Origin of the sequence: Octadecabacter temperatus (assembly GCF_001187845.1) — a bacterium.
In the GTDB taxonomy this organism is placed as follows: Bacteria; Pseudomonadota; Alphaproteobacteria; order Rhodobacterales; family Rhodobacteraceae; genus Octadecabacter; species Octadecabacter temperatus.
In genome coordinates this window covers 1-16273 of sequence record NZ_CP012161.1, presented here as the reverse complement: position 1 = coordinate 16273, position 16273 = coordinate 1, and the positions used below count along the sequence as shown (strand labels likewise).

The 16273-nt window shown below is 52.6% G+C and carries 13 protein-coding genes and 1 pseudogene; 5 read left to right on the top strand and 9 right to left on the bottom strand.

Annotation, left to right across the window (positions count from 1 at the left end):
• Window positions 1–3: 3 nt before the first annotated feature.
• The 4 genes and pseudogenes from OSB_RS16330 to OSB_RS16315 all read left to right on the top strand — a co-directional run.
• The gene (locus tag OSB_RS16330; RefSeq protein ID WP_049836249.1) at window positions 4–672 is read left to right on the top strand and encodes an ABC transporter ATP-binding protein; all 669 of its coding nucleotides are present in this window, start codon (window positions 4–6) and stop codon (window positions 670–672) included.
• A 60-nt stretch (window positions 673–732) separates the two neighbouring features.
• Window positions 733–1593, top strand: coding sequence for an NAD-dependent epimerase/dehydratase family protein (locus tag OSB_RS16325; protein ID WP_074202321.1), 861 nt, complete (start codon window positions 733–735; stop codon window positions 1591–1593).
• Entirely contained in the window at window positions 1590–2195 is a 606-nt protein-coding gene (locus OSB_RS16320) for a sugar transferase (RefSeq protein WP_049836235.1), read from the top strand. The genes OSB_RS16325 and OSB_RS16320 overlap by 4 nt, the downstream gene beginning before the upstream one ends.
• A gap of 398 nt (window positions 2196–2593) precedes the next feature.
• A pseudogene (locus tag OSB_RS16315) lies at window positions 2594–2878 on the top strand (transposase); the annotation flags it as partial.
• A gap of 221 nt (window positions 2879–3099) precedes the next feature.
• Here OSB_RS16315 and OSB_RS16310 read toward each other — a convergent pair.
• From OSB_RS16310 to OSB_RS16285, 5 genes are all read right to left on the bottom strand, one after another.
• Complete coding sequence (locus OSB_RS16310) at window positions 3100–3315, bottom strand: WGR domain-containing protein (protein ID WP_049836234.1); 216 nt, start codon at window positions 3313–3315, stop codon at window positions 3100–3102.
• Between the two features lie 21 nt (window positions 3316–3336).
• Window positions 3337–3576, bottom strand: a complete 240-nt coding sequence (locus OSB_RS17020; protein WP_049836233.1) for a type II toxin-antitoxin system RelE/ParE family toxin — start codon at window positions 3574–3576, stop codon at window positions 3337–3339.
• Between the two features lie 50 nt (window positions 3577–3626).
• Entirely contained in the window at window positions 3627–3869 is a 243-nt protein-coding gene (locus OSB_RS16300) for a type II toxin-antitoxin system ParD family antitoxin (RefSeq protein ID WP_049836232.1), read from the bottom strand.
• Window positions 3870–4168: 299 nt separating this feature from the next.
• Window positions 4169–4765, bottom strand: coding sequence for a DUF6088 family protein (locus OSB_RS16295; protein ID WP_049836231.1), 597 nt, complete (start codon window positions 4763–4765; stop codon window positions 4169–4171).
• 689 nt (window positions 4766–5454) lie between these two features.
• Window positions 5455–6567 (bottom strand): polysaccharide biosynthesis/export family protein, encoded by a 1113-nt coding sequence (locus OSB_RS16285; RefSeq protein ID WP_049836229.1) that lies wholly within the window; start codon window positions 6565–6567, stop codon window positions 5455–5457.
• A gap of 932 nt (window positions 6568–7499) precedes the next feature.
• Here OSB_RS16285 and OSB_RS16280 point away from each other — a divergent pair.
• Window positions 7500–10289 carry a bifunctional aconitate hydratase 2/2-methylisocitrate dehydratase gene (locus OSB_RS16280; RefSeq protein ID WP_049836228.1) on the top strand — a complete coding sequence of 930 codons (2790 nt, stop codon included), beginning with the start codon at window positions 7500–7502 and terminating at the stop codon, window positions 10287–10289.
• 102 nt (window positions 10290–10391) lie between these two features.
• Here the strand turns inward: OSB_RS16280 and OSB_RS16275 are convergent, their stop codons facing one another.
• From OSB_RS16275 to repA, 4 genes are all read right to left on the bottom strand, one after another.
• Complete coding sequence (locus OSB_RS16275; protein ID WP_234967443.1) at window positions 10392–12137, bottom strand: polysaccharide biosynthesis protein; 1746 nt, start codon at window positions 12135–12137, stop codon at window positions 10392–10394.
• A gap of 328 nt (window positions 12138–12465) precedes the next feature.
• Complete coding sequence (gene repC / locus OSB_RS16270) at window positions 12466–13800, bottom strand: plasmid replication protein RepC (RefSeq protein ID WP_234967442.1); 1335 nt, start codon at window positions 13798–13800, stop codon at window positions 12466–12468.
• 207 nt (window positions 13801–14007) lie between these two features.
• Window positions 14008–14988 (bottom strand): plasmid partitioning protein RepB, encoded by a 981-nt coding sequence (gene repB / locus OSB_RS16265; RefSeq protein ID WP_049836226.1) that lies wholly within the window; start codon window positions 14986–14988, stop codon window positions 14008–14010.
• Window positions 14989–14990: 2 nt separating this feature from the next.
• The gene (repA, locus tag OSB_RS16260) at window positions 14991–16172 is read right to left on the bottom strand and encodes a plasmid partitioning protein RepA (protein WP_049836225.1); all 1182 of its coding nucleotides are present in this window, start codon (window positions 16170–16172) and stop codon (window positions 14991–14993) included.
• Between the last annotated feature and the right edge of the window lie 101 nt (window positions 16173–16273).

The window sequence follows — 16273 nt, the reverse complement described above, 5'->3', positions numbered from 1 at the left end:
GTTATGATACGCATCGAAAACCTTTCAAAAAGTTTCGCGACCAAATCAGTTCGAAAAGTTATTGTTGAGAACCTGACAGCGGAATTTCCTACAGGCAGTAGCGTTGCTCTGCTTGGCCGAAACGGGGCAGGGAAAAGTACGTTGCTGCAGCTACTGGCAGGTACAATCCGACCTGATCGGGGGCGTGTTTTATCAACTGGCAGTATTTCCTATCCCGTGGGTTTTGCAGGGTCCTTCAGTCCCGATATGACAGGTCTACAAAACGCTCGGTTTGTGGCACGCCTATATGGCGTAGACACCGACGAACTTGTTGATTTTGTGGAAGATTTTGCTGAGCTCGGTCCACATTTCAATATGCCATTCCGTTCTTATTCTTCAGGAATGCGTTCACGTTTATCTTTCGGCGTATCAATGGCGATCCCGTTTGATACCTACCTTGTGGATGAAGTTACTTCGGTGGGCGATGGTGCGTTTCGAGAAAAGAGTATGCAAGTTTTTGAACGACGCCGTGAAACCTCTAGCGCAATTGTGGTCACTCACTCACCTAGAATGGTGCGGGAAATTTGTGATAGTGGCGCTGTTTTGGAAGGCGGGAAATTGCATTTATATGATGATCTTGAAACCGCCCTTGAGCATCACAACCGGGCTTTGAGAGCTCCATTGAAAGCATAGAAGTCTTTGGCAAGATGAGTCCGAACCATTGTCCTCAATTATTCAAGGCCCGTACCTGACTTGACCAACTCACATCGAATTCTTTTATTGGGCGGAACGGGCAGGGTTGGCCAAATGGTGTTGCACCATTGGAATTTCGTACTCCCAAGTGCTGTTCAGGTAATTGAACAACATCGCGATCCGGCTCGTTCGACTGGGATTCATTGGTGCCTAACAAAGAAACCGAAAGAAACACTGGATTCATTCGATATCGATGCAATTGTTTGTCTTGCGGGTGTTACGCCTGGCCCAAATGCGGATCTGTTATTGAACACGCCTTTAGCTTCAACTGTGATGCGTGAGGCTAGTCGGGCAGGGATTAAGCGGGTGTTACTCGCGTCTTCCTCTGCAGTTTATGGGGCAGGGGACGGAACGCCTTTCAATGAATCGAGTCCCACAAACCCCATCAACGAATATGGCAAAGCTAAACTTGAAATGGAGCAATCCTGTGCGCATTGGCGTGAAGAAGGACTTGAGGTTTGTTGCCTGCGAATAGGCAACGTTGCAGGGGCTGATGCTCTCCTGTTGAATGTGGCAGGATCTACTTCAAATCAACCCCTTCACATTGATCGCTTTGCTGACGGCCGCGGACCTGTTCGATCATATATTGGTCCGAAAACTCTGGCTGAAGTCTTGTACAGTCTTGCCACTCATAAAGGGCAGTTGCCTGAAACCCTCAACATCGCCGCTCCGAAAGTGGTCTACATGGAAGAGCTGGCACACGCGGCTAACCACCCGTTTGACCTTTGCTCTGCGCAAGAAGGCTCACATCAAAGTATCACACTGGATTGTGACGCCCTTTCAACCTTTCACGCCTTCGATACCGATGCATCTGAAGCGACTCAGATGGTCGCACAATGGAAAGAGGCAACTTCACGATGACACCTTCTAAGCGCCTACTGGATCTCATTTGCGCCATCGGCCTTTCGATCGTGCTTACGCCTGTCATCATTTTGACCATGGTCTTGGTAACTTTGTTGGATGGCCGGCCGGTGTTCTACATTTCTGAACGTATGAAATCCCAAACAGAGGGATTTAGTTTGATCAAATTTAGAACCATGAAAGTCGTTGACGAAGATAGCGGCGTTTCGGGGGGGGATAAGTCTGATCGCATTACGAACACAGGTGCATTTCTTCGAAGAACTAGATTGGACGAGGTTCCACAGCTTTTCAACGTTCTTTGCGGCGATATCAGCCTAATTGGTCCGCGACCGCCTTTAAGGCAATATGTCGAACGCTTCCCCGAAACGTATTCTCAGGTCCTGAAGTCTAGACCGGGGATTTCCGGCCTTGCCTCCATCTACTTCCACTCCCATGAAGAATATTTACTGGCAAAAGCTACCACCCTTGAAGAAACTGATATGATCTACTCGCGCGTGTGCATTCCTCGCAAAGCGCGGCTCGACCTGATTTATCAAAAGAAACGAACCATTTGTTTGGACGTTTCGCTTATGTTTAAGAGTGTATTCAAAAGCCTTCGGTGAAATCGACACGACACTCAACATGCTTCTCGTGGTTTCAACTTGTCAGCATTTAAAACTTTATAGTCCACCAATCCAAAGGATCAGTGTCAAAACGTGGTTTTCCTCGAAAGGTATACTCAGGTCGGGCGGAACGCCAAGGATCCTGACCCTTCGACGATGCCGATGTCGGCAAGATCGATCACATGGGGGATGGTGGGTTTGTGCTTAGTTAGGCGCTTTTTGGTCGGTAAGAATTTAACATAACGTTAATTATACGATAAGTCTGTACTATTGACCTATTTTACCGAATTTCTCTATGCCCCCTCCCGGAAGGGTCTGACGTCAGCGCCTATGGGGCCAAATAACGTTATTTGCTAAGAGAGGGTTTGTTGCCCATCGTAACCACTGAGGAGTGGACGATGAGAAAGACAACGAAGAGCCCCGGCGAGAAGATCGTCAACGACATCAAACGTGCCACCCGCAAGCATTATTCATCAGAAGAGAAGATCAGGATCGTCTTGGATGGTCTGCGTGGCGAAGATAGCATTGCTGAGCTGTGCCGTCGTGAAGGCATATCACAGGGGATCTATTCCAAATGGTCCAAGGACTTCATGGAAGCTGGCAAACGGCGCCTGGCAGGCGATACGGCACGTTCCGCAAACACAGATAAGGTTAATCAAACCAAACAAATGAGCCAAACTCTCTCTTAATTTACGCAGCCATTGGCTCCAAAAACCCTGACGACGGACAGTTTAGGCTTCGAGAAACGAGACTGACGCCAATATCGCCTGACATTCGGGTGCTTCTCCAATGATCATTCGTCACAGAGGCGAAGCACAAAGTCGTGACACTCAATCTTGCAGAAAAGCTGGCTATTCAGTCTGAACTAGACGTTCCCTGATTAACTCTCGGTTTTTTTGACGAGCTATTCATAACCGCGCTTTGCTTTCTTCATATGTAGCGCGAAGCGGGCGTCTTTGGCCTCCCCTTTAGTGGCAAACCAATCAGTGCGCAATTGACCGTTGCTTCCGGTCCGACCCCAGTTGCGCACGAGGCCCCAATCGCCAAAGAGGCCTGGCAATATCTCCAAATGATAGAACCGATTCACGTTCAGCTCTGGATTGATCTTAGTCAAATGCATGGCAACGATCCCCTGCCCTCTTCACTCGCCTAACAATGCCAAAATATTCCGTTTCTGGTGTAAGACCCGAATGACTGAGACGCTTTGATCAATCGATTCAAAAATGACGACGTGCGATCCATAAATATGAAGCCGAACCGGTGGATTAAACTCACTGCGCAAGCGCGCGATTTCCGGCTGCGCGCTCAAAAGATCAAACAGGTCTACCAACCCGTCGAAATACTTATCAGCCCGATCTACCCCCCCCCCGATCTGCACCATCAGTCCAAATCTCGGCAATGTCGCGTTCTGCCAACGGTCGAAGAACGTACTTACTGGTCACGTGCTTGATGCATCTTCCGTTTGAAGACAGCAGGATCAAAAGTCTTGGCGGGTCCACTGTTCAAACCCGCATCAATTGCGGCCTGCAACTCGGCAATCCTCACACCTCGCTCCTGATCGCGGCGAATAAGATCACGCACATAATCGCTGGAGTTTGAAAAACGCCCGCCCTCGGATTGTTGCTCCACCCAAGATTTCATCTGCTCTGGAAGAGATACGTTCATTGTTGCCATAGTGGGCCTCCTACCTAGAAAATTAATGGCAAAGATTGCCAAATGTCAAATATTTTCATTCTAAGCATATCTAGGCTCTCCAAATAACGCGGTGGTTCCATCTTCATGCTTCCTGCGCGCTCAACCGCCCATAAAAACTGTGTTCCAAGTTCAAAGCCCCTACCCCAGCTTTTTCGCCCATGCCCCTTTGCGCAGCCTCGTCCGTAGAGTGCATTTCTAACACAAGCACCTAAGCCGCTGCTACTTCTTGAAACAGCATCGCGCGCGATGCTGGCGGTTCGTTTGCAAAACTGTTCAGTTCAGACATGGGCAGCGATCTGTTGAACAACCGGCTTCATCCATGCCGGAACATCTCGACTTTGCTTCACAAGCAGATCACAATCTTTGTCTGATAACGCCGCTGCCAGCTTATTGATCACGCGATCAGTCACACCGTCCTTGCCAACAAAGCGTAAGGCCTGAAACACAGCTCCAGACGTCTGCCCTGCCCCAGTCAGCGTTTTGCGAGATGCATTGCGAAACTGGATCACTTGCCGGCCCACTGTCCGGGTCCGCGTGGGGCCATCTGTGATGTAGGTGGGCTTTGAAGGCACTTGGGTAGATAAACCGAATTGGTTTGCAGCAGCGGCCTGCGACATGAGAAGCACATAGTGGTCTTTGCGGGCGATCACACGTGCAACATCATAGACGGATGGTTGAACCATTCCAAAGCGTGCGCTGATCTTTGGGTAGTCATAAAGGCCACGCGTTAAACGCCTGATCACGCCCTGATCCGTCAAACGCGACAAAGTCTGATCAACGCTTGCGCGCGACCCTAAGTCCAGCAGGTCGGACGGTGCAAAAATAGCCCCCCTGCCCTTTCCTTTGACGCGTTGTAGAATCTTGGACGTAATCATCTTCACTCTCCTTATGTCAGAAAATAGGACATGTTTTTCTGGTTCTCAGGTCCTGAAACCCCCCGCTCAACCTGCTCGCTGTAAAACGGGGCAAGCCAAGGGGCAGAAGATCTCGTAAAACGTTCTTAGTTTGACCTCGGTTTCTTTAGAATAGTTCGCCAATCAAGGCTCTTATTCGCAAGGTCCTGGGACAATTTGAACGCGTAGCCACGGTGATTGCTGATCGCCTCAGTGCGCTCCAAGAAATAACCCAGGATCATGGAACTGAGCGCTGGACTAAGGTCCTTAATCGAGAACCAAGTATTCCCAAGGTTGAGATATCCTGCAATATCATCCATTAAGCGGCGGCAGTCTTCCTGGTTCTTAGCAAATCTGAGTTCAGCGCAGAGCCTTGGGTAGGCGCGCACTATTTCCTCTTGGCCAACTTCAATCTGAAAAGAAGTTTCTTCTTTAACATACTGAGTCTTGGTGTCTCTTTATGCCCCTCAATTTCAGGGTCAGTGATCACCATTGGTTTGAACGTCGTGGCCCACGATGCAGTTGCCATTCAGCACTGAGTTGGTAAGGCTTTGTCGCTTTGGTTTAACGAGCACTGCGCGGCACCAAAGCTCTATAGGTCCACCTCGGAGCTGGTGTTACCGTATCAAAATGCCTAACCAGCATCCTGGGAAAAGCAACGAGACGAAACTTTAGTTTGTTATCGCATTATTCAACCCAAGCACAGATCCGATCAGTCCGAAGACAGAGCTTGCAGCTGTGACCGGGCTTTCAGTTACATAGATCAGATCGCCAGATTGGATTTCGAACTGATCCGCGGAAAACAAGCCATCAGCCGATGTCAGATCCAAAGTAAACACGGTGCGTGGGTGATCCGGGCCAGTGCGATCTTCAGTGATTTGCGCCACCGGATAGCGGCGAAGGATTAGAATGCCCTTTGCATCTGCACGGGTATCAGACACGCCACCAATGATCGACAAAGCCTCAAGCGCGGAGACCTGATCGGTGGGAAACGGGTGAACTGCTTCGGTGCCTGCAGCGCCAAGGGATAGGAACGTGCGTTCATCGGCCTCGACGTAAATTTTGTCACCGCCTACAAGCGTTGTGTCGAGGCGAGGGGTATCAAGCAGACGCTCTGCGGACACACCATAAATACGACCGTTGCGATGCAGACGAACTTGAGGATTTAGTAAACCCGTCGAAATACCACCTCCATCAGCGAGCAATTGCAGGATTGAGAAATCATTGTCCGGCAAAGCGAACGATCCGGGCTGATTGACGCCTCCGATCAAACTTACAGATTGGCCACGGCCTTCGGCCATCTCTAACTGAACCTGCGCAGAGGGTATGGCGCCCATATATGCCTCCTCAATGCGCGCGCGGGCAGTGTTAGGGGACATACCATTAACACGGAAGTCGCCAATATAAGGTAGGAAAACGCGCCCCGAAGATGACACACGGGTATCTGGTAACGTCACGCTGCGTTGGCCAGGTCCGGTTAGAAGTCCGTCATTTTCAGTTGTCCAAATGGTGATGCGCAACGTATCGCCTGACTGGATCGTACGGGTGTTCGGCTGATCAACGCGATCTATCCAGTGGTAATGAGCCGTATCGGCAGCCGGCCAACTGACAAAGGTCGCAAGATTGGAGCGAGTCACGACCTCAATGGCAAAATTAGGCACTGTTTCGGCGTCTCTGTCACGAGAAGTCGCGAGGACTTCAGATTGCAGTCCGGCACCACGGGGAATCCAGTCGCATGCCGTCAATAGAGCCATCGCGCAAAAGCAAATCAGAAGTCGCAGCATTATGATATCCCACCATTCGTTCACTCAGCATATCGTGCGCCCGTACGACAGTGAAGACCGCGAACCAAGTTAGTTGAGGGTAAACCAAATTATCCTCAAAACAGTAAAGAACTAACACTACTTTGTATTCAAATTGGTTGCTTCTGACTTGCGTTAGAAATGCTTGTATTACAATCTGGACCCCAATTTTTTCGAATCGAAGAATCGCTCTAGAAGGCTTTGGATCCAGCGCATTCACCAACACCGAAGCGTCTAATTTAACTCAGCCCCAATTGAATCAAATTCAGGTAAACGCTTAAAGTGGGTTGGTTGCTCACTCCGAAAAATCGCGGCAACAGTCCCTAACGTATGTTTCGCAGTACAGTCCGGACTTCCAATATTGATTTGCGCAGCTCTGCATCAAGACAGCCATATTTGAACAAACAACTTAACGACGGTCTCACGTCGCAAACTCCCAGCCCTTGCCTCGTTTCTTGGAATGCTGTGCAGATAAGGCCATCGAAGGGAATGGGATAATTCAGGGTACGCCGCGTTAGATTTCGCGATACCCGCTTTTGTTTCCGTCGACAGAGTATTTGGAACCAACCCGGCGACGATACGGATACCTTTTGTGTTCAGCACGGGGAGCAACAACGACACCGCTGAAGACTTATCTGTCGTCTTGGGCGACGTGCTTGATGTAAGCGATTGAGGGTGGGCGGCCGCTCTCACAGAGCTCACTCTGGCAAAGTGGTTGTGAGCATTGGTGCAGATAACGTCACGCTGACCGGTGTTACATCTGTGAGTGAACTAACTGACAGTGATTTCGTGCTCCATCACCTTGCAACTCCATCCAGCATAGTATACCGCTGCATACAATCATTCCGCCCGCTCACGCAGTGCGCTGACGTCGGGCCTTTCATGCCACATATAACTTAGAAATCGAGACGATTATGAGCCTTTATGCAGCCTACCTTGAAGAGATCGAAACACGTAAAAAGCAGGACCTGAGCCCGAAGCCGATCGACGGTGCCGAGCTGACGCAGGAAATCATCGCGCAGATTAAGGATGCCGGTCACGCGCACCGCGATGCGTCGTTGAACTTCCTGATCTACAACACGCTCCCAGGCACGACTGGCGCGGCTGGTGTTAAGGCGCAATTCCTTAAGGACATCATTTTGGGCGCCACTGAGGTTCCGGAAATCTCTGCTGAGTTCGCCTTTGAAATGCTGTCCCACATGAAGGGCGGCCCGTCTGTGGACGTTCTGCTGGACCTTGCCTTGGGTGATGACGCTGCGATCGCAGGCCAAGCGTCCGACGTATTGCAGACCCAGTTCTTCTTGTACGACGCAGACATGGACCGCCTAAAGGCAGCGTTTGAAGCGGGCAATACAGTCGCGCGTGAGATCCTTGAAAGCTACGCAAAGGCTGAATTCTTTACCAAGTTGCCAGACATCGATGAAGAGGTTGAGGTTGTGACCTTTGTCGCTGGCGAAGGCGATATCTCAACTGACCTGCTGTCACCGGGCAATCAGGCGCACTCGCGTGCGGACCGTGAATTGCACGGCAAGTGCATGATTGATGAGGCGGCCCAGAAACACATTCAGGACCTCAAACTGCAGCACCCAAACGCACGCGTCATGTTGATTGCGGAAAAAGGTACGATGGGTGTTGGGTCTTCGCGGATGTCAGGTGTGAACAACGTTGCACTTTGGACAGGTAAGCAGGCCAGCCCTTATGTACCTTTCGTGAACTTCGCCCCTGTTGTTGCGGGTACGAACGGCATTTCCCCAATCTTCCTGACAACCGTTGGCGTGACGGGCGGCATCGGTGTCGATCTGAAAAACTGGGTTAAGAAAACCGATGAAGACGGCAACCCGATCCTGAACAACGACGGCAATGCCATCCTTGAGGAAAAGTACTCTGTCGCCACTGGCACCGTGTTGAAGATCAACACCAAAGACAAAAAGCTCTATAGCGAAGAGGGCGATGAGCTGGTGGATATGTCCAGCTCCTTTACGCCGCAAAAGATGGAATTCATGAAGGCGGGCGGGTCTTACGCCATCGTCTTCGGTAAAAAACTGCAGACGTTTGCGGCGGAAACTCTTGGGGTTGAGGCACCACTGGTGTTCGCACCATCCAAGGAAATCAGCCATGAAGGCCAAGGCCTGACTGCGGTTGAGAAAATCTTTACCGCCAATGCGCGTGGTGTGGCACCTGGTACAGTTCTGCACGCCGGATCGGACGTGCGGGTTGGCGTCAACATCGTGGGATCGCAAGACACCACCGGCCTGATGACCATGCAGGAGCTTGAGGCAATGGCCGCGACGACCGTGTCACCTTCCGTGGACGGCGCGTATCAGTCCGGTTGTCACACAGCATCCGTTTGGGACTTTAAAGCGCAGGAAAACACGCCGCGCTTGATGAAGTTCATGAACGACTTTGGTCTTGTGACTGGCCGCGATCCAAAGGGCGAATATCACGCCATGACGGACGTGATCCACAAGGTGCTGAATGACGTCACCGTCAGCGACTGGGACGTGATCATCGGCGGCGACAGCCACACACGTATGTCCAAAGGCGTGGCTTTTGGTGCGGACTCCGGCACCGTTGCGCTGGCACTTGCCACGGGCGAGGCATCTATGCCGATCCCTGAATCGGTCAAGGTGACGTTCAAAGGCCAGATGGCCGACCACATGGACTTCCGTGACGTGGTGCACGCCACGCAGATGCAGATGTTGGACCAACATGGCGACAACGTGTTCCAAGGCCGCGTGATTGAGGTGCACATTGGCACGCTTCTGGCGGACCAAGCGTTCACATTCACCGACTGGACAGCGGAAATGAAGGCCAAGGCATCGGTCTGTATCTCTAACGACGAGACGCTGATCGGCTCGCTTGAGCTGGCGAAATCCCGCATCCAGATCATGATCGACAAAGGCATGGAACATGACAACGGCACGTTGGCCAGCTTGATTGCAAAAGCCGACAAACGCATTGCTGAAATTCGCTCCGGCGAGAAACCAGCGTTGCAGCCTGATGGCAACGCCAAGTACTTCGCAGAAGTGGTCGTTGATCTGGACACAATCGTCGAGCCGATGATTGCCGATCCGGACGTGAACAACGCGGACGTTTCCAAGCGCTACACCCACGACACCATCCGTCCGATCTCGTTCTACAAAGCTGAAAAGCACGTTGATTTGGGCTTTGTCGGATCCTGCATGGTGCACAAGGGCGATATCAAAATCGTCGCGCAAATGTTGCGCAACCTTGAGGCAGAGAATGGCAAAGTAAGCTTCGAAGCGCCGCTGGTTGTCACCGCCCCAACCTACAACATCATTGATGAGCTGAAGGACGAAGGCGACTGGGCGATCTTGCAGAAATATTGCGGGTTCGAATTCGATGACACGGCTCCTAAACAGACCGCACGGACGGAATACGAAAACATTCTGTACCTCGAACGTCCGGGCTGTAACCTCTGCATGGGTAACCAAGAAAAGGCCGCCAAAGGCGATACCGTTCTGGCGACCTCGACCCGTCTGTTCCAAGGGCGTGTTGTTGCGGACTCGGCTGAAAAGAAGGGTGAATCCCTGCTGGCCTCAACCCCGGTTGTTGTGCTGTCCGCCATCCTTGGCCGCACACCGACGCTGGACGAGTACAAACAGGCGGTCGATGGAATCGACCTCACCAAGTTTGCCCCACCAATCGAAAAGCCAGCAGGCACGAAGTCTGCACACTTCTAAACACTTCACCGTAGGTGAAAAAATTTGGGGCGCACTTAAAAGTGCGCCCCCTTTTACTTTTCGATTTTGGGTCGTCTGCCTTGCCCTACGGCAGAGTCGATATCAGCTCACGCTCGCCGGCGCTTCATGATCTGGAATGTGGTACCCGCTGGCATATTCCATCACGAGCTTGCGAATTTCCTCGGCATCCGCCGCCGCCACAGCTGCTTCAAAACCCTTCAACATCCGCTTTGTCATGATCTCACTGAGCTTCTCTTGTTCAGCGCGAAGGATCATTTCATGAGGTGTTTCCGTCAATAAGCTGTCGTCGATCAGCAGCTCTTCATACAGCTTTTCACCAGGGCGCAGGCCCGTCACAACAACATCAATGCCGCCTGGGTTTGACGGGGATTTAACGGTCGAACCAGACAATTCAATCATACGGCGTGCGATGTCGATAATCCGCATCGGCTTCCCCATATCCAAGACGAACACGTCACCGCCCTTTGAATACGCACCGGCCAGCAGTACCAGTCGCGATGCCTCAGGGATCGTCATGAAGAAACGCGTGACGTCGGGGTGTGTTACCGTAACTGGCCCACCATGACGGATCTGTTTTTGAAACAGCGGCAGTACCGAACCGGATGAACCAAGCACATTGCCAAACCGCACCATTGAAAAGCGCGTCTTGTCAGACCGCGAAGCAAGGTCTTGCAACACCAGCTCCGCTAAACGTTTCGTCGCGCCCATGATGTTTGTTGGGCGAACAGCCTTGTCTGTAGACACAAGAATGAAACGCTCGATTCCCGCTGCCCTCGCAGCTAGTGCCAGCGTTCTAGTGCCAAGAATGTTATTGCGCGCGCCTTCAACTTCGTTCTCTTCGATCAATGGCACGTGCTTATAGGCCGCGGCGTGCAGAATGATCTCAACCTCTTGCGCCTGTAAAACTTCATCGACGCGGTTGCGGTCACACACAGACCCTAGCCGAGCGACGACTTCAATATTCTTGCTGGCCGCCCCTGCCCTCATCGCTGCTTCGATCTCATAAAGGGCAAATTCGCTTTGCTCAAACAGCACGATACGTTCGGGATTACATTCGAGCAGCTGCTTACACAGTTCAGACCCAATAGAACCCCCTGCCCCTGTCACCATTACCGAACGGCCAGCATAGGATTTCGCGACAACCGGAAGATCAAGATTAACCTTCTCACGGCCCAGCAACGCCTCAGGCGCGACGAGTTTAAGTTCTTTGCTGCGACCAGAAATAAGATCAACGAAGGAAGGTAAGACTTGGATCTCGACACCAAGCTCCCCGAGATCTTCAACGATCCGCGAAATGCCTGATTGATCCATGGACGGTATCGCAATTAGCACCCGGGAAACCTGCCCGTTTTCGACCATCCGTTTTAGTTGGTCGCGCGAATGAACCCGAAGGCCTGCGATGTTGAGTCCTCGGTAAGACGGATCATCATCAACGAAACAAACCGGCTCGACCTCGGGGCTTTGGCGAAGAGCGGACGAAAGCTGAATTCCTGCGGCACCTGCCCCGAAAATCGCGACTGGTGTTCCCCTTCGCGTTCCAGCGATGCGTTGGAGGCAGAGGGTCGCGATGACACGGCCGAAGAACGACAATGCAAAGAAAGAGACCGCAAAAATGCCGGGGATCGATCTAGGTGATCCAATAGACAAAGCGTAGCTTGCGAGCGAAGCAACGATGGCAAGTATTCCAGCTGCCGCCGCAATTCGAAGCGCGCCGCGAAAATCCAACGTCGAAAGCTTGATCCAAGGAAGGCGGCAGAAGACAACAACGAACGGTGAGACTGCTAAGGCAATCAACCAAATTGGCCAGTCAGCTGAAATCCATTCCATTGGAAATGCTGTTCCATATCGAAGGACATGAGCAAAATACATTGCAATTGGCACCAAAAAAATATCGGCGACCAAGAGGACCATACGCTTTGTCCGACGGGATAACGCGTTCAGCATTGAACTCTATTACTCTCTTCATGGGCTGATTTCTAATAAGCATTTCAACGCTCTTTGTCTACGATAGAGGTGGTTAACCCTTGGTTAAGTGAGCGGAATCTTGCGAAATGCCTGTCTTAACAATGAAGTTGGGCAAGATGACGTTTACGTCACCCAACAAGCTCATTTCATAGTCATAAGGCACAAAACCGTCTAAATCGGACGCCCATCTTCACGCCGCCAACCCATTCAACCGCCCATAGAAACTGCGCTCCAAATTCAGTTCCCCTGCCCCAGCCTTTTCGACCATACCGCGCAGGTATCCACCCGGTGACGCGACCTCGCCAGCGGAGTGTTTCTCAAACACCAGAACCAACGCCGCTGTTGCGATTTGGGGCCCAAGTCGATCCTGCGCGACGTTCCATGCGTGCTCGGAAATGCCGATCATGGGCCTCAATTGGCCAGCAACACGGTGCAAATCGCTCCAATCCTTCAGGAACCCGCCAATGTTGTGCGCCCAAGACGCGAATTCAGGACAGGCTTGCATAACCGTTGGCAGATCGACCGCTGCACCACGTTTTTTGCGCGTTTCAGCAACCCATTCTTCTAGCTCCGAATCAACTTGGTCTTCTGGTTGGGCATTCGGCACCACGCTCGCCGCTTCCTCTGTTTCTGAGGAACTACAGGTTACTGAATCAAGTTGTTTTGTAGTTAGTATGTGAGGGTCGGTATTGACCCCGATGGGGTCCATATCTTGAGTCATATTAGACACTTGCCCAGTGGTTTCGGTCAGGTTTTCCACAGCTTGAATCGGCTGAGCAGCCAATAAGTAAGCCGCCTCAACGCGCTGTTGAAGGTCCTTAAACCACGTCAAAAGCCCCATGAGGTGCTCAGACGCTTCCTTTCGGCGCGGCAAACGGTCCAGCAGGTCCTCGAATGCACCTGTGAACTGCACCCACGGGCCCTTCAGCGCCCCGCTGAGGGCTGCTTCGATGCGTGCGCGGATCATACGGCGTGTGACTGTGATCTGGCGCTTCAGGCGCTGACACAGGGCGCGTTCAGTCTGCAATTCGGCGTGTAGTTGTTCAAACTCGTCCACACGGGCGGATAATGGTGATAAATCAAAGCCGTAGGCCTCGATAATGACGCCCTCAGCGTCTCTGCGGCCCCAGCGCTTACCATTGGGGCTATCTTGGAAGGAAATGGCCCCAGCCTCGGCTAAACGCCGTGCGTGACGTTTCAGCGCTGATAAGGAAAACCCAGTCTGCTCCATCAGGTAGGCATTCGACGCCCAAACGATAGGCCGCCTACTCTCTTCCCAGTCTTGGGCCTGCGTAAAGGCCCCTAGCGTATCCAGAAGCATCATATCGCCCGCTTTCAGGCCGATATGGGCCCCTACCCGCTTCACCGCCACAAATGCGCGCGATTTTGGCACCGCGAGGCGCTCACCTTCGCTGGCAAGTTGTTCAGCGATCCCAAGCCCCGGCGACGGCTTGCGCCAGCCAGAAAGCATAGAAAGACCATGCTGGTACCCAACAGGCCCAGTCGCCCCTTGGGGCGGATTCATTGATTGTCCCATAATTTTATAAACGCCGCAGATACCCGTTCGCCCAAAGGCGTTTTTTGTTGTGTGGTGATTCGGGGACTGCTAGGATTGTGGTGCGAAGACAATCAGCGCTTTGGCGTTGCAGCCCTCGGAACTCCGGTTTCGAGGGTTTCTTTTTGCGTTATTCTCCTTGTTTGCTCATGTCCTCATCTCAACAGTTAACAGCTGTTAACCGCCCTCTCCTCCAGCCTCGTTTTTGAAAGTCTGGTAGGATTCCTTGAGCAGACGGTCGATGTTGTCATCAAACCATTCTGCAAATGCTTTGTTCTGTCCGGCGCGCTTAACCGTCAGTGTGACCGAAGACCCGGTCGACTTAACGGCAGTGCCAGCAACGGGACTGCGTTCCACCGCACGCGCTTCGGCTGCGCCACGTTTGGACAGGCTGTTCAGAACGGCCTCAAGCCGCGCGTCGGAGGGTGTTTCGATATCCTGCGTCGCCAACAAACGAAACGCTGAATCCTCGTTGATCTGTCCCGCATCGAACGCGGCGGCGAGGGCCATCCATTTCGGGCGCCCTGCCCCAGGTGCCGGCCCGATCTTCACCCCGACCAAATCGGGGATCAGCCGCGCGACGCGCTCAAGTTGTGACAGAGTGTTCTTGCTGATCGACAGCGCCTGTTGCGCTTCTTCGCGAGTATGCCCCTGATCGAGGATCGCTTGGGCAAACCGTGCACGTTCGTAAAAGCTCAGGTCCTGACGGCTGGCGTTTTCCAGCCCCTTGGCCATCAACGCCTCGCGGTCATCCAAGGTTCGGATCAGTGCTTTGACGGGAATGCCGAGTTCCTGACAGGCTAGTGTGCGACGACGGCCGTAGACGACCTCGAACTTACCATCCCGATCAGCGGCAGGTCGCAGCAACACAGGAACCTGCTGGCCACTGGTGCGAATGCTTTCAACTAAGTCTTGAACGTCGTCCGCCTCATCCGTGTTAACAGCTGTTAACTCCAGCCTGTCCTGCGGGCCCCAAGGCAGGATCAACGCGGTATCAATCTCTTGAATGCCGCCCAGACCCGCACGAACAGACCCGACCGTGCCCTTGGGCAACGTCCGGTGCGCACGCGTGGATTTTTGTGTCTGTTTCGGCGCAACACCCTCTGTTGCTGCCGTAATCGCGGCCATGATGCCCGCTTTGTTTTTATCGAGTGCCATTCCTAGCGCCCCCACGCTTTCTGAACCAAATTGGCGATATCTGCACCAACGGCGTCCATACTCGTGCGTGCGCGATCATATGTGCTGCGGGTCATGTCCGATCGCGCCACCTCATAGATCGACATCTTCAACATCGACGCATCCGCAATCGCCGTGCTGCGCAGCGCGGTCGACGGGATAATCCGATCCTGAAACAACGCACGCATCAAGGATACGATTTGCTGACTTGGAATATCGCTAGGGTCATCTCTTGTGATCAGAAAACTAAAGAAATCATGATCCATGCGTACGCCGGTATCTTCAATCACGCCCAAATATGCAGACGTCATTTCGATAAACTGCTGGGTCGACGCCAGGTCGAGCATGCTGGGTGTCATCGGCACAAGAACAGACGTTGCTGCAAACAAACCCGTCAGGGTCAGAAACCCGAGGGCAGGGGGGCTGTCGATGATCACGACGTCGTAGTCGCCTTCAACAGGGGCTAAAGCATCCGAAAGCCGCTCAAAAAAAGCAGCGCCACGGCCAGCATTTACCGCTGTTTCAGTCTCGAACTCACTCAGAATGAGACGGGCAGGGGCCAGATCGAGCCCCGGGAAATAGGTGTCTACGATGACATCCGACAAGGGCAGGGGGGCTTCGTAGCGCAAGGCATCATAAATCGTCGGCCCGTCGAATTCCAACTCGGTCTGAAGCCCGCAAAAGCCCGTCAAACTGCCCTGAGGATCAAGGTCGATCGCCAGTACGCGATAGCCATTCAGGGCGAGATAGTGACACAAATGGATGGTCGCCGTGGACTTCGCAGACCCACCCTTGAAGTTCATCAACTGGATGACTTGCAGCTTGTCGTCTTCACGACGGCCGGGCAGGTATTTCCCTTTAGTACGCGACCCAGCCTCAAGCGACTGGCGCATGGCCCAGATCTCATCGCCCGAGTAGGAACGCCGCCCACCTTTGTTCACCGCAGGCTCTGGCAGAGTGCCTTCACTATGGCCTTTGCGCAGGAATTGTCCCGAAACGCCAAGCAATTCGGCCGTCTCCGTGGCGCTGAAACCGCGCAACGACTTACGCTGGTCGGGCGCATAGACTTGTTGTAGATGTGTGGTTAACGCGGTCTTCAACCGCTCGGCCATTTGCTCCGTCACTTCGGATTGAGAGGCCGCAGAAATTGGTGCCGTCTGAAACATGGTTGCTCTTTTCCCGCTCTTTGTTGCTTATTTGCGCAACTTGAGAACAGTAAGGGAGTGATTCACCCCTCTAAGTCAAGAAAAATGTCCACAGGTGGCGA